The sequence below is a fragment of the Nocardioides sp. YR527 genome (assembly GCF_900101045.1).
GTDB lineage: Bacteria > Actinomycetota > Actinomycetes > Propionibacteriales > Nocardioidaceae > Nocardioides.
In genome coordinates this window covers 382,036-394,916 of sequence record NZ_FNFN01000001.1, presented here as the reverse complement: position 1 = coordinate 394,916, position 12,881 = coordinate 382,036, and the positions used below count along the sequence as shown (strand labels likewise).

Sequence of the window (12,881 nt, the reverse complement as noted above, 5' to 3'; positions counted from 1 at the left end):
ACTCTGCTCATCCACAGGGTTTCGCCCGCAAGTGGCCCGCCGACGACGCCTCAGGGCACCAGACGGTGCTCTGGACCCGACCAGCGCCGCCGCAGCCAACGGTCATGGGAGGCGACGACGATGGTGCCCGGGGTGACCCCGATCGCCTCCTCCAGCTCGCCGGCCAGGGTGAGCGAGATGTGGTTGGTGGGCTCGTCGAGGAGCAGTAGGTCGGGGCCGGTGGCGATGGCGATCGCCAGGTCGAGCCGGCGACGCTGTCCGACGCTCAGCGCGCCGACGGGCCGGTTGAGGTCGCGCGGGTGGACCAGGCCGAGGTCACGTAGCGGCACCCGGGTCGCCAGCACCTCCCCCACCGACTCCAGGTAGACGTCGGCGACCCTGCGGCGCAGGTCCCCGAACTGAGGGTCCTGGGTGAGCTCCTCGACGTGACGGGCGCTGACCTGGACCTCCCCCGAGGTCGGCTTCACCCGCCCGGAGATCACGCCGAGCAGCGTGGACTTGCCGCTGCCGTTGGGCCCGGTGATCAGCAGGTGCTCGCCCGCCGTGATGTCCAGGACCGGCAGGCTGACCCGCTCCTCGACCACCAGGTCGCGTACGACGACCATCCTCCCGCTCGTGCCCGCAGCCGACAGCGCGGCGTTGAGCCGCAGGGGCGGTGGCGGCTTGCGTACCTGGGCTTCCTCGGCTTCCTCCAGGCGCCGGTTCGCGTCCTTCTTGCGGCGGGCGACGGTGCGCTCGACGTTGCTGCCCTTGAACTTGTAGATGAACTTGTCGTTGTCGGTCGGGCCGCGGTTGTGGGCGATCGCCTCGTTGCCGATCTTGGTCGCGGTGCGGAGACGCTTGAGCTCGTCCTGCTGTTCGGCGTACGTCTGCTCCCACCGTTCGCGAGCGGCCTGCCGAGCCTCCTCGTAGGCGCTCCAGCCGCCACCGAAGAGCCGGCCGCCGGCGCCGTCGGTGCCGAAGGCTGTGGGGTCGAGGTCGAAGAGGCCGGTGGCGACCTCGTCGAGGAAGACGCGATCGTGGGAGGCCATCAGCACGACGCCGGGGAGGTCGCGCAGGAACTCCCCCAGGACCGCGACCGCCTCGTCGTCGAGGTGGTTGGTCGGCTCGTCGAGCAGCAGCGCGTCGGGACGGCGGGTGATCGCGGTCGCCAGCGCCAGCCTGGTCCGCTGCCCGCCCGAAAGCGTGCTGATCGGGCGCTCCCGGTCCAGGCCGCTGAGGCCGAGACGCTCGGCGGCCAGGATGGCCCGCCGGTCGGCGTCCCAGGCGTCGTGGGCCACCGCGAAGTCGAGCGCGCTCGCGTACGTCTCGGCGACCTCGGGGTCGTCGAGACGGTCGGCAAGCGTCTCGACCGTGGCTACGGCCTCGCGGAGCGGGCGCAGAGTGGTGGCGAGTACGTCCTCGATGCTCGCCGCGTCGCGGAACGGCGGCTCCTGCGGCAGCCAGACGAGGTCGGCGGGAGCCTCGAGCGTGCCGGTGCGTTGGGCGGTGCGCGGAAGCCGGTCTGCGATAGCGCGGAGCAACGTGGACTTGCCGGCACCGTTCTCCCCCACGAGCGCGATCCGCTCGCCCGGGGAGACGGTGAGGTCCATCCCGACGAGGACGGAGCCGCTGCGGAAGGAGACGGAGAGGTCGCGGACGACGATCGGTCCGGAGACGATGGAAGATGACATCAGAGCGCTGGCCTTCGGGTTCGATGACGACCCGCCGGGCATGTGCCTCGGGTGCGGGTCGGAGGTCAGCGCAGGAACTTCATGATGAGTAAAGAGTACGCGGGCGACCGCTGCGCCGTCCAACCGATTAACCGCTAACCGCGCAGGATCTTCTCCATCGCCTTGCCCTTGGCCAGCTCGTCGACGAGCTTGTCGAGGTAGCGCACCTGGCGCATCACCGGGTCTTCGATCTCCTGGACCCGCACGCCGCACACCACGCCGGTGATCAGCTCCGAGCTCGGGTTGAGGTCGGCGGCGGCGAAGAACTCCTCGAAGCTCGTTCCCGCCTCGATGTGCTTGGCGATCGCGTCGTCGTCGAAGCCGGTCAGCCAGGTGATCACCTGGTGCAGCTCGGCCGTGGTGCGGCCCTTCTTCTCCACCTTCGTCACGTAGTGCGGGTAGACGGAGCCGAAGGGCATCTTGTAGACGCGCTCGAGGTTATCCACGCTCCCGAGCCTAGCCCGGCCGCTCCGCGACGAGCTGGTACATCCCGGCGATGCGTACGAACGGCTCCTGGTCGCACAGCTCGCGCTCGAGCTCGAGGAGGCGGTCGAAGTAGGCTGGATCAGCCTTCGCGGTGTCGTCGGTGAGCAGGTCGTTGGCGATCCTGGCGCCGAAGCGGCCGGTGAGCCGCAGCCCCGCCGACGCGAGCTCGGCCTCGAGGTCACCCATCGCGACCTTGCGTACGTCATGGTCGAAGGTCACGGTGCGCTTGGTGTCCGCGCGCAGCTCGGTGAGCGCGGCCTCGGGACCGCCCGTGACCAGCTGGCGCAGCACCATGCTCGCCGGGTTGGGCTCCATCACCGACAGCCGGCCGCCGGGGCGGACGGCGGCCGCCAACCGGCGTACGTCCCCGGCATCAGCATGCCGATAACGCAGCACGAAGTGGCACAGCACCAGATCCCACTCCCCCTCGGGCAGGTCGTCGAGACCGCCGACGAGCGTGGTCAGCGTCGTGCCCGCCTCCACCGCCCGCCGCTCCGCCTCGGCCAGCCAGGACTCCGACGGGTCGAGGATCGTGACGTCGTGCCCGGCCAGTGCCAGCGGCAACGCGTCCATTCCGTCCCCGCCGCCGACGTCGAGGATCCGGAGCCCCTCACCCAGCTCGGCGCACTGGCGTCGGAGGATCTCTTCGACCACGGTGTAGCGGATCCGGCCCCACGGGGTCGCGGTGTAGGCGCGCCACTGCGCCAGCTTCTCGGAGAAGACGTCGGTCACGGCGGTGGAGCCTAACCGGCGTAGGTCTGCTTCCCCCGCAGGAACGTCGCGACGACGCGGCCGGTGAGCTTGCGGTCGTGCCAGGGGTTGTTACGGGAGAGCGAGAGCGAACGGTCACGATCCACGACGTAGGTCGCGGCCGGGTCGATCAGCGCCAGGTTGGCCGGCTCACCGACCGCGATCGGGCGCCCGTGCTCCTCGAGCCCGGCGATCCGGGCCGGGGTCGTGGACATGACCCGGGCGACGCCGGCCCAGTCCAGCAGCCCCGAGGAGACCATGACGGTCGAGACGACCGAGAGCGCCTCCTCGAGCCCGAGCATCCCGAAGGCCGCGTCGACGAAGGCATGCTCCTTGTCCTGGCGCGCGTGCGGGGCGTGGTCGGTGGCGACCGCGTCGATGGTGCCGTCGGCCAAGGCCGCCCGTAGGGCCTCGACGTCCTCGGCGGGGCGCAGGGGCGGGTTGACCTTGAAGGTCGGGTCGTAGCCGGCGAGCAGGTCGGTGGTGAGCAGCAGGTGGTGCGGGGTGACCTCCGCGGTGACCGCCCAGCTGCCGTCCTTCTCCGCCTGCGCCTTCGCCCAGCGCAGCACCTCGACGGTGCCTGCGGTGGAGGCGTGGGCGACGTGGACGCGCGAGCCGGTGTGGCGGGCGAGCATCACGTCGCGAGCGACGATGACCTCCTCCGCGACTCCCGGCCACCCGGGCAGACCGAGCCGACCGGAGAGCTCACCCTCGTGGCAGCAGGCCGAACCGTAAGGTGCCAGCGAGGGGTCCTGGGAGTGCTGGGAGATCACGCCGCCGAACGCCTTGACGTACTCCAGCGCCCGCCGCATCACCCGCGGGTCCGAGACGCAGCGGCCGTCGTCGGAGAAGACCTTGACGCCTGCCCGGGAACGGTTCATCAGGGACAGCTCGGCGAGCTCCTCGCCGGCCAGACCCTTGGTCACCGCGCCGACCGGGAACACGTCGGCCAGCCCCGCCTCGCGGCCGAGGTCCCACACCGAGACCGCGGCCTCGGCCGTGTCGGTGACCGGCGAGGTGTTGGCCATCGCCAGCACAGCGGTGTAGCCGCCGGCAGCGGCCGCCGCCGCGCCCGAGGCGACCGTCTCGGCGTCCTCGCGACCCGGCTGACGCAGGTGGGTGTGCAGGTCGACCAGACCCGGGAGGAGGACGAGGCCGGAGGCGTCGACCACCTCGTCGACGTTCGCGGAGAGCGTGCCGATCTCTCGGATCACTCCCCCCTCGACGTGGACATCGGTCGGCTCGGCCCCGAGGACCGAGACTCCCTTGATCAGCAGGCTCATGCGGACTCCTCGCCGGCAAGCAGGTGGTAGAGGACGGACATCCGGATCGCGACCCCGGCCGAGACCTGGTCGAGAATCCGCGAGGAGGCGGCGTCGGCGGCCTCGGGAGAGATCTCCAGGCCGCGGTTCATCGGCCCGGGGTGCAGGATCGGCGCGCCCTCGCGCAGCATGCCGAGCCGCTGACGGGTGAGCCCGTAGCCGACGGTGTACTCCCGCGATGTCGGGAAGTAGCCACCGCTCATCCGCTCCCGCTGGACGCGCAGCATCATCACCGCGTCGACCTCCGGCAGCACGTCGTCGAGCGAGTAGGAGGTGGCGAAGCCGTCGGCCTTGGCCCACTCGGTGATGCCCGAGGGCATCAGCGTGGGCGGGGCGACGGCGGTCACCGAAGCGCCGAGCTTGATCAGCGACTTCACGTTGGACCGGAACACCCGCGAGTGGGTCAGGTCGCCGACGATCGCGATCCGCTTGCCCTCCAGGGAGCCGGGTCCGCCGAGCTGGCGCTGGAGCGTGTAGCCGTCGAGCAGGGCCTGGGTCGGGTGCTCGTGCATCCCGTCGCCGGCGTTGATCACCGGGATGTCGAGCCAGCCCGCGACCTGATGAGCCGCGCCGGAGGCCGAGTGACGCATCACCAGGCCGTCGACTCCCATCGCGGTCACGGTCAGCACGGTGTCGCGCAGCGACTCGCCCTTCGAGGTCGAGGAGCCCTTCGCGGACAGGTTGATCACGTCGGCCGAGAGCCACTTGCCCGCGATCTCGAAGGAGGACCGGGTGCGGGTCGAGTCCTCGAAGAAGAGGTTGATCACCGTACGCCCGCGCAGCGCCGGCAGCTTCTTGACCTCACGCTTCTGGACGTCGTGCATCTCGGCCGCGGTGGCGAAGAGCCGCTGGATCTCCTCGGCACTCACGTCGTCGATGGACAGCAGATGCCTCGTCATGCGGGCACCCCCTCGAGCTCGACGATGCGTACCTCGTCGATGCCGTCGATCTCCTCCAGGCGCAGCCCGACCCGCTCGGAGCGGGCGGTGGGGAGGTTCTTGCCGACGTGGTCGGCCCGGATCGGCAGCTGCCGGTGGCCGCGGTCGACGAGAACGGCCAGGCGTACGACGGCAGGGCGGCCGTAGTCGGCGAGGGCGTCGAGCGCGGCACGGACGGTGCGGCCCGAGAAGAGCACGTCGTCGACCAGTACCACGGTCTTGCCGTCGATGCCGCCGGGCGGGATCTCGGTGTGGTGCGGGGCGCGGGTGGGATGGGTGCGCAGGTCGTCGCGGTACATCGTCACGTCGAGCGCGCCGTGCGCGACCGGATGGCCTTCGGCGGCCTCGATCCGCGCGGCGATCCGCTTGGCCAGCGGCACCCCACGGGTGTGCAGACCCAGCAGCACCAGGTCTTCGGCATCGCGGTTGCGCTCCAGGATCTCGTGGGAGATCCGGGTCAGCGCCCGGGAGATGTCACGGGCATCGAGCACGACGCGACCATCGGTCGACGGCTCTGAGACAACAGCTGGGACAGCATCAGACAAGGTTGTGGTCTCCTTCTCCGCCTCACGGGACGGCTCGTTAAAGGATCGGGCCAACCCTATCCTCACTCCAGGTCGATCAGCACTTTCCCGACCGCACCAGCCTCGACCGCGTCGTGGGCGGCGGCGGTCTCCTCGAGTCGGTAGTGGTGAAGAGGTACGCCGCCCTCCGGCCCCACGCGCAGCGCCCCTGCCGCCACGGCGGCGGCGACGTCGTCGGCCGCGGCCTGGATCTGCTCCGGCTCGATGCCGTAGAGCTGGATGAACTGGTAGCGCAGGTTGAGCGAGAAGGTCGCCCGCAGCGGCATGGTGAGCTCGTCGCCACCGTTGTTGGCGTAGATCGCGATCGTGCCGCGCTTGGCGATGACCGCGCGGTCCAGGTCGTTGTTGACCGCCGGGGCGACCTCGACGATCAGATCGACGCCGTCGGGCGCGATCTCGCGGATCGCCGCGGCCGCGTCGCCCTCGCGGTAGTTGACGATGTGGTGCGCGCCGGCGGTCTTCGCCAGCGCGGCCTTCTCCGCCGAGCTGACCGTGGTGATCACCCTCGCCCCTGCCCACACGGCGAGCTGGATCGCCGCGTTGCCGACCGCCCCGGCACCGCCGTGGACGAGGACGGTGAGGCCGTCGAACGACCCTGGGGCGACCCGCTCCACCGCGCCGGAGGTGAGCGCCCGGTGGGCCGTCATCGCCGGGACGCCGAGCGAGGCGCCGAGGTCGTAGGAGGCGCCCTCGGCCAGCTCGACCGCCTTGTGGGCCGGGACGGTGACGTACTCCGCCGCGGTGCCCCAGGCCTGCCCGTGCTGGACCATGAAGAGCCACACCGGCTGACCGACGATGTGGGTGGTGACGCCCGCGCCGATCTCCTCGACCACGCCGGCACCGTCCTGACCCGGGGTCGCCTCGGGAGTCGTGAGGGTGGCGCTCAGGCCGGCGCGTACCTTCCAGTCGGTGGGGTTGACGCCGGCCCGCACCAGCCTGACCAGGACCTCGCCCGGGCCGGGCTTCGGCACCGGGCGATCGGTCAGACGCATGGCGGAGGAGGGACCGTTCTCGGAGTAGACGACTGCGCGCATGACTCCGACGTTAGCGGCCCATGGCTAGAGAGCGTGCGCCATCCCAGCGCAGGCCTTCAGCCACGACATCTTGGTGTCCTCCGAGAGCTGGGAGTACTGGACCGTGGACCCGGCGACGAGCACCGGGTCGAACGGGACCCGGTAGACCCCTCGGGTGCGCTGCTGGTAGACCTCGGTGAGGTCACGAGCCAGGTTGGTGTCGACCTTCGGGGACGGGTCGGAGAGCACGGTGATCGTCTTCAGCTTGAGGTCGGCGTAGCCCGACTCCTGGAGCGCGTCGAGCATCCACAGGCCGCTGTAGCCGGTGTCCTCGCGCACCGTCGAGGTCACCACCAGCAGGTCGGCGGTGTCGGCGGCGGCCAGCCAGTTCTCGGCGCGCATGTTGTTGCCGGTGTCGACCAGGATCACCTTGTAGAAACGCTCCAGGAGCTGGTGCACCTGCCCGAAGTCGTCGGCGTGGATCTGGCCGGTGACGTCGGGGCGCTCGTCGGAGGCGAGCACGTCGAAGTGGGCGTCACCCTGGGAACGTACGAAGGCACCGAGGTCGCCGATGCGGGACTGGTGCACGTTGTTGAACGCGGCCAGGTTGTCGAGCAGCTCGCGGGTGGTGTTGCGGTGGGTGCTCCGCATGCCACGGATGCCGAGGGTGCCGCGGGTCTCGTTGTTGTCCCAGGCCACGATCCCGCCACCACGTACGGTGCCGAAGGTGTAGCCGGCCGCCAGCACGCCGGTGGTCTTGGCGGCGCCGCCCTTGGGGTTGATGAAGACGATGGTGCGCGGCCCGTCGAAGTCGCGTTGGATCATCGCCCGGTCCTGCTCGTAGGCGACCTCGGCCTGGCCCATCTTGGGGCTGATCAGCCCGCCGGACATCTTGCGGATCGCGCCTCGCCAGCCCCAGGTCGCGGGACCGAATCCGGCCGACTCAGCGCGCCGGTCGAGGAAGTCGGTCGCGCTGGGGACCTCGAGGCCGTGGACGCCCGGAGGCGGCGGCGTCACCGCCACCGGAGGGGGCGGAGCGGGTGTCGTGGTGACCTGTGGGTTGGTGATGCGAGTCGCCTCCTGACTCGGGTCGGGACGGGGCTGTGCCGGGGGCGTCGGCGGCCGTCCCGCCGTCTGCGGCGGAGGCGGCGTCACCCAGTGCGAGGGTGCTCCGGTCGGCCGGGTGCGCGAGTCCGGCTCGTCGTAGGGGTTGTTCTCCTGCGTCATGCGCTCTCCGAATACGGGTGCTGGGTTACGGCCTCCATCTCAGCCTTGGGTCCAAACATACGGTCCCGACCGAAGCAATCGTCGATAACCGGAAAACACACGCGTCGCGCCGCACCCTGAAATGACGCTACGCCTGCCCGGAACGCTCCCGGACAGGCGTACGTCTCATGCCGATCAGGCCTTGGCGAGGTCCTTCGCGACCGCGGCGAGCACACCGTTGACGAAGGACGGCGAGTCGTCGGTCGACAGCTCGGTCACCAAGGCGGTGGCCTCGCTGATCGCGACCTCGGCGGCTACGTCGCCGTCGATGAGCTCCCAGACGCCGAGGCGCAGCACGTTACGGTCGACCGCGGGCATCCGGGCCAGCGACCAGTCCTTGGCGAAGGCCGCGATCAGGACGTCGATGCGCTCGGACTCGGCGACCACACCACGGACGAGCTTGACCGTGAACGGGTTGTTGGGCACCTCACCCTCGCGGATCTGCTGGTCGAGCAGATCACCGGCGGAGAGTCCACGGGCCTCAGCGGCGAAGAGCAGGTCGAGCGCGCGCTTACGGGCCTTGGTGCGGGCGGTGGCGACGTGAGCCACAGGTCAGCCCTTGACGCGGGAGAGGTAGGAACCGCCCTCGCGGGTGTCGACCTTGATCTTCTCGCCCTGCTCGATGAAGAGCGGCACCTGGATCTCGGCGCCGGTCTCCAGGGTGGCGGGCTTGGTGCGGCCGGTGGCCGAGTCGCCCATGACACCGGGCTCGGTGTAGGAGATGACGAGCTCGACCGACGGCGGAAGCTCGACGAAGAGCACCCGGCCCTCGTTGGTGGCCAGGATGACCTCCTGGTTCTCCAGGAGGAAGCCGGCGCTGTCGCCGATGATCTCCGGGTCGACCTCGACCTGGTCGAAGTCGGCGACGTCCATGAAGACGAAGTTCGAGCCGTCGTTGTAGAGGTACTGGAACGAGCGGCGGTCGACCGTGGCGGTCTCGACCTTGGTGCCGGCGTTGAAGGTCTTGTCGACGTTCTTGCCCGACTCGACGTTCTTCAGCTTGGTGCGGACGAAAGCCGGACCCTTGCCGGGCTTCACGTGCTGGAACTCGACCACCTGCCAGAGCTGGCCCTCGATCTTCAGCACCATGCCGTTCTTGAGGTCGTTCGTCGTCGCCATAACCGTCCGTCAGCCTTCGTCTCTTTGACCTGCACCGATGCAGGCTTCAATTGTCAATGTCCGTCAAGGTTCGTAGGGCCCCGAAGGGCCTCGGAGAATCCTATCCGCGAGTCCGCACAGGGCCGAATCAAGCAACGACCGCGGTCTTCCCGGCGAGATCCACCAGCGACAGTACGCCGACGGCCAGCGCCACCGCGCGCAACACCCACAGCGTGGCGCGCCCCACTGCCCCGGTCTCCGGCGGAACGGGCCAGGCAGCCAGGATCCATCGCTCCGCGACGACGGTCAGGGCGGCACCGTACGCCGCCGGGATCGCCACGCACGCCATCACCGAGACCAAGGCGGGCTGGAGCAGGCTGAAGTCGACGCCGTCGGTGTGGACGATGATGTTGCCCACGCCGACGCCGGCGGCGAGGGTGACGCTGAGGACGCGGAACCACCACGGCCCGAACAGCAGCCACCGGATGGCCAGGTAGACCACCGCGCCGACGACGCCGAGCACCGTGCCGACCACGACGAGGTTCAGCGAGCCGTCCAGAGTGAACCGGCCCATCTCGAACCCGTCGTCGCTGGTGACGCCGTCGGCCTCCGGACTGAGCCGGATCAGCAGGTACATCACGACCCGCCCGCCGACGCCACCGATCAGCGCGCCGAGCACCCCGCCGGCGAGCAGCACGGCGAGGACCCGCGCGAGACCTGCCAGCAGCCGACCCATGTGCTCACCGTGGCCCCGGAAGTCGGCCGGCCAGGAGTCAGGCGGCGGCGATCGCCAATATGGGTCAGGTCAGGCGTCGACGAGCTTCTCGGCGATCACCGAGAGCGCCTCGTGGTAGCCGTCGATGCCCTTGCCCGCGACGACCGCGACCGCGTGCGGGGTGATGACGCTGGTGTGCCGGAAGACCTCGGGCCGCTCGAGCGGCTCGGAGATGTGCACCTCGACGAGCGGGGCGGTCAGCTGCGCGCAGGCGTCGTAGATGGCGTAGGAGTAGTGGGTCCAGGCGGCCGCGTTGAGCACGACCGGGACGCCCTTGTCGGCCGCGGCGTTGAGCCAGTCGACCATGTCGCCCTCGTGGTTGGTCTGACGTACGTCCACGGCGAAGCCGAGCGCATGACCCCAGCCGACGCACATCGCGGCGAGCTCGTCGTGGGTGGTGTGCCCGTAGATCTCGGGCTGACGCTTCCCGAGTCGTCCGAGGTTGGGGCCGTTGAGGACCAGGACCGGCTGCAGCTTCTTGCTCACCGGGTCATCCTGTCACGAACCAAATCTAAGCGGTCACTTATATTGTGCGACACTGGATCCGACAGCCACGACTCCGACACGAGGATGCCTGATGAACGAGCTCCGCACCAGCACCCAGGCGCGCGGCGACCGTAGCCGTGCCCGTCTGCTCGATGCGGCGGTCCAGGCCTTCTCCGCCAAGGGGTTCCACGGCACCAGCACCCGCGACATCGCCACGGCGGCCGGGCTGAGCCCGGCCGCGGTCTACGTCCACCACCGCTCCAAGGAGGAGCTCCTGCACGCGATCGCGGTGCGCGGCCACGAGGTGATCCTCGAGGCGGTCACCGAAGCGACCTGCACCGACGCCACGCCCGCCGAACGGGTCGCGGCCGCCGTACGGACCTATGTCCTCTTCCACGCGCGCTCCCACACGACGGCCCGGGTCATCAACTACGAGCTCGCCGCGTTGACCGAGGAGCACTTCCGCGAGATCGCCGGACTGCGCCGCGCCATCGACACCGTCATGCGTGAGGTCGTCGAGGAAGGCGTACGCAGCGGCGACTTCGACACCCCCGACCCCGCCAAGGCCGCGACCGCCCTGCTCTCCCTCGGCATCGACCTGGCCCGGTGGTACCGCGACGACGGCTCCTGGACCCCCGATGCCCTCGCCGACTTCTATGCCGACCTGGCGCTCCGCGTCGTCGGCGTCCGCCCCTGACCCCTACAAGTTGCACTCGAGGAGATAGCACTGACATGCGCCGCACCATCTACACCGAGGACCACCAGTCCTTCCGCGAGACCATCCGCTCGTTCATCGAGAAGGAGGTCACCCCCGTCTACGAGGAGTGGTACTCGGCCGGGATCGTCCCCCACGACTTCTACCTGAAGCTCGGCGAGCTCGGGGTGTGGGGCATCCAGGTGCCCGAGGAGTACGGCGGCGCCGGGATCGAGTCGTTCAAGTACTCCGCCGTCATCACCGAGGAGCTCGCCCGCGCCGGTGTCTCCTTCGGCGGCTCGAGCACCCACGTCGGCCTCTGCCTGCCCTACCTGCTCAAGCTCGGCACGAAGGAGCAGATGGAGCGTTGGATGCCCGGCTTCGTCGCCGGCGAGGAGATGTGGGCGATCGCGATGACCGAGCCGGGCACCGGCTCCGACCTCGCCGGCATGCTCACCTCGGCGAAGCTCACCGAGGACGGCAAGCACTACGTCCTCAACGGCGCCAAGACCTTCATCACCGGCGGCGTCAACGCCGACCGGGTGATCGTCTGTGCCCGCACCGCGCCGGCCTCCGCCGACGACCGGCGTGGCGGGATCACCCTGCTCGCCGTCGACACCTCGCTGCCGGGCTATGAGGTCGGCCGCAAGCTCGACAAGCTCGGGCTCAAGGTCTCCGACACCGCCGAGCTCTCCTTCACCGACGTGCACGTACCGGTCGAGGACGTCCTCGGCGAGGTCGGCAAGGGCTTCTCCTACCTCGGCCAGAACCTCCCCGTCGAGCGGCTCGGCATCGCTGTCGGCGCCTACGCCCAGGCCGCGGCCGCCGTCGAGTTCGCCAAGGCCTACGTCCACGACCGCAAGGTCTTCGGCACCACCGTCGCCTCCTTCCAGAACACCAAGTTCGAGCTGGCCGCGTGCAAGGCCGAGGTCGACGCCGCCGAGGCCGTGGTCGACCGCGCGATCGAGGCCGAGGATGCCGGCACCCTCACCGCTGCGGAGGCCGCTTCGGCCAAGCTGTTCTGCACCGAGGTCGCCCACCGGGTCATCGACCGCTGCCTCCAGCTCCACGGCGGCTACGGCTACATGAACGAGTACCCGATCGCCCGCCTCTACGCCGACAACCGCGTCAACCGCATCTACGGCGGCACCTCCGAGGTCATGAAGCTGATCATCGCCAAGGACATGGGTCTGTGACAGCTCCCCGCTGGTCGAAGGCCACTTCGTTCAGACCTCGGAGCCGCTAGGCGAAGGCGTGTCGAGACCAACACGGTCAGATGTCGCGCTCGATAGGACTGTGTTGGTCTCGACACGCTCGACCGCAAGCGGCCTCGCGGCTCGACCAGCGGGCATAGGCTCGGGCACATGACGCCGCGCGAGGACGAGAACCGTCGCCTGCTGCGGGCGCGTGATGCCATGGACCGGCACTACGCCGAGCCGCTCGACGTCGCCGCGATAGCCCGGGTCGCGTACGTCTCCCCCGCGCACTTCAGCCGCCGGTTCAAGGCTGTCTTCGGCGAGACGCCGCATCGGTACCTGCAACGCCGCCGGATCGAGCGGTCGATGGCGCTGCTTCGCGACACCGCGACCCCGGTCACCGACGTCGCGCTCACGGTCGGCTTCTCCAGCCCCGGCACCTTCAGCCGTACGTTCCGCGACATCGTCGGCACCTCGCCGAGCGACTACCGCGCGCGTGCCGACAGTCCGGCAGTGCCCGGGTGCGTGGCCCGCGCCTGGATGCGGCCGGCGAGCTGAGCA

The 12,881-nt window shown here is 69.9% G+C and carries 15 protein-coding genes; 3 read left to right on the top strand and 12 right to left on the bottom strand.

Annotation, left to right across the window (positions count from 1 at the left end; all coding sequences use genetic code 11):
• Window positions 1-50: 50 nt before the first annotated feature.
• The 12 genes from BLT25_RS01845 to BLT25_RS01790 all read right to left on the bottom strand — a co-directional run bounded on the left by BLT25_RS01845 (window position 51) and on the right by BLT25_RS01790 (window position 10,430).
• On the bottom strand, window positions 51-1,673 hold the full coding sequence (locus tag BLT25_RS01845) for an ABC-F family ATP-binding cassette domain-containing protein (RefSeq protein WP_091041308.1): 1,623 nt from the start codon (window positions 1,671-1,673) through the stop codon (window positions 51-53).
• A 134-nt stretch (window positions 1,674-1,807) separates the two neighbouring features.
• A complete protein-coding gene (locus BLT25_RS01840; RefSeq protein WP_256328404.1) occupies window positions 1,808-2,158 on the bottom strand; it encodes a DUF2200 domain-containing protein in 351 nt (116 codons plus the stop codon).
• A 10-nt stretch (window positions 2,159-2,168) separates the two neighbouring features.
• Window positions 2,169-2,930 (bottom strand): methyltransferase domain-containing protein, encoded by a 762-nt coding sequence (locus tag BLT25_RS01835; protein ID WP_176883540.1) that lies wholly within the window; start codon window positions 2,928-2,930, stop codon window positions 2,169-2,171.
• A gap of 11 nt (window positions 2,931-2,941) precedes the next feature.
• On the bottom strand, window positions 2,942-4,231 hold the full coding sequence (locus BLT25_RS01830; RefSeq protein WP_091041305.1) for a dihydroorotase: 1,290 nt from the start codon (window positions 4,229-4,231) through the stop codon (window positions 2,942-2,944).
• Complete coding sequence (locus BLT25_RS01825; protein WP_091041304.1) at window positions 4,228-5,169, bottom strand: aspartate carbamoyltransferase catalytic subunit; 942 nt, start codon at window positions 5,167-5,169, stop codon at window positions 4,228-4,230. The genes BLT25_RS01830 and BLT25_RS01825 overlap by 4 nt, the downstream gene beginning before the upstream one ends.
• Window positions 5,166-5,753: a bifunctional pyr operon transcriptional regulator/uracil phosphoribosyltransferase PyrR gene (gene pyrR, locus BLT25_RS01820; RefSeq protein WP_091041302.1), complete on the bottom strand. Its 588-nt coding sequence runs from the start codon at window positions 5,751-5,753 to the stop codon at window positions 5,166-5,168. Before pyrR ends, BLT25_RS01825 begins: the two co-directional genes overlap by 4 nt.
• A gap of 62 nt (window positions 5,754-5,815) precedes the next feature.
• A complete protein-coding gene (locus BLT25_RS01815; RefSeq protein ID WP_091041301.1) occupies window positions 5,816-6,826 on the bottom strand; it encodes an NADPH:quinone reductase in 1,011 nt (336 codons plus the stop codon).
• Window positions 6,827-6,850: 24 nt separating this feature from the next.
• Window positions 6,851-8,032: a MinD/ParA family ATP-binding protein gene (locus BLT25_RS01810; protein WP_176883538.1), complete on the bottom strand. Its 1,182-nt coding sequence runs from the start codon at window positions 8,030-8,032 to the stop codon at window positions 6,851-6,853.
• Between the two features lie 174 nt (window positions 8,033-8,206).
• The gene (gene nusB, locus BLT25_RS01805) at window positions 8,207-8,620 is read right to left on the bottom strand and encodes a transcription antitermination factor NusB (RefSeq protein ID WP_091041299.1); all 414 of its coding nucleotides are present in this window, start codon (window positions 8,618-8,620) and stop codon (window positions 8,207-8,209) included.
• Between the two features lie 3 nt (window positions 8,621-8,623).
• Complete coding sequence (gene efp / locus BLT25_RS01800; protein ID WP_091041298.1) at window positions 8,624-9,190, bottom strand: elongation factor P; 567 nt, start codon at window positions 9,188-9,190, stop codon at window positions 8,624-8,626.
• 127 nt (window positions 9,191-9,317) lie between these two features.
• Window positions 9,318-9,905, bottom strand: coding sequence for a hypothetical protein (locus tag BLT25_RS01795; RefSeq protein ID WP_091041296.1), 588 nt, complete (start codon window positions 9,903-9,905; stop codon window positions 9,318-9,320).
• A gap of 69 nt (window positions 9,906-9,974) precedes the next feature.
• Complete coding sequence (locus tag BLT25_RS01790) at window positions 9,975-10,430, bottom strand: type II 3-dehydroquinate dehydratase (RefSeq protein ID WP_091041295.1); 456 nt, start codon at window positions 10,428-10,430, stop codon at window positions 9,975-9,977.
• Window positions 10,431-10,521: 91 nt separating this feature from the next.
• Here BLT25_RS01790 and BLT25_RS01785 point away from each other — a divergent pair, with 91 nt between their 5' ends.
• The 3 genes from BLT25_RS01785 (at window position 10,522) to BLT25_RS01775 (ending at window position 12,878) form a co-directional block, all read left to right on the top strand.
• Window positions 10,522-11,127: a TetR/AcrR family transcriptional regulator gene (locus BLT25_RS01785; RefSeq protein ID WP_091041293.1), complete on the top strand. Its 606-nt coding sequence runs from the start codon at window positions 10,522-10,524 to the stop codon at window positions 11,125-11,127.
• A gap of 35 nt (window positions 11,128-11,162) precedes the next feature.
• Complete coding sequence (locus tag BLT25_RS01780; protein ID WP_091041292.1) at window positions 11,163-12,320, top strand: acyl-CoA dehydrogenase family protein; 1,158 nt, start codon at window positions 11,163-11,165, stop codon at window positions 12,318-12,320.
• Window positions 12,321-12,488: 168 nt separating this feature from the next.
• Window positions 12,489-12,878 carry a helix-turn-helix domain-containing protein gene (locus BLT25_RS01775; RefSeq protein WP_091041290.1) on the top strand — a complete coding sequence of 130 codons (390 nt, stop codon included), beginning with the start codon at window positions 12,489-12,491 and terminating at the stop codon, window positions 12,876-12,878.
• The last annotated feature ends 3 nt before the right edge of the window (window positions 12,879-12,881 follow it).

Coding starts and splice junctions, on each gene's coding strand:
- BLT25_RS01845 (WP_091041308.1), bottom strand. CDS start 1,673: ATGTCATCTTCCATCGTCTCCGGACCGATCGTCGTCCGCGACCTCTCC.
- BLT25_RS01830 (WP_091041305.1), bottom strand. CDS start 4,231: ATGAGCCTGCTGATCAAGGGAGTCTCGGTCCTCGGGGCCGAGCCGACC.
- BLT25_RS01825 (WP_091041304.1), bottom strand. CDS start 5,169: ATGACGAGGCATCTGCTGTCCATCGACGACGTGAGTGCCGAGGAGATC.
- BLT25_RS01815 (WP_091041301.1), bottom strand. CDS start 6,826: ATGCGCGCAGTCGTCTACTCCGAGAACGGTCCCTCCTCCGCCATGCGT.
- BLT25_RS01810 (WP_176883538.1), bottom strand. CDS start 8,032: ATGACGCAGGAGAACAACCCCTACGACGAGCCGGACTCGCGCACCCGG.
- efp (WP_091041298.1), bottom strand. CDS start 9,190: ATGGCGACGACGAACGACCTCAAGAACGGCATGGTGCTGAAGATCGAG.
- BLT25_RS01795 (WP_091041296.1), bottom strand. CDS start 9,905: ATGGGTCGGCTGCTGGCAGGTCTCGCGCGGGTCCTCGCCGTGCTGCTC.
- BLT25_RS01785 (WP_091041293.1), top strand. CDS start 10,522: ATGAACGAGCTCCGCACCAGCACCCAGGCGCGCGGCGACCGTAGCCGT.
- BLT25_RS01780 (WP_091041292.1), top strand. CDS start 11,163: ATGCGCCGCACCATCTACACCGAGGACCACCAGTCCTTCCGCGAGACC.
- BLT25_RS01775 (WP_091041290.1), top strand. CDS start 12,489: ATGACGCCGCGCGAGGACGAGAACCGTCGCCTGCTGCGGGCGCGTGAT.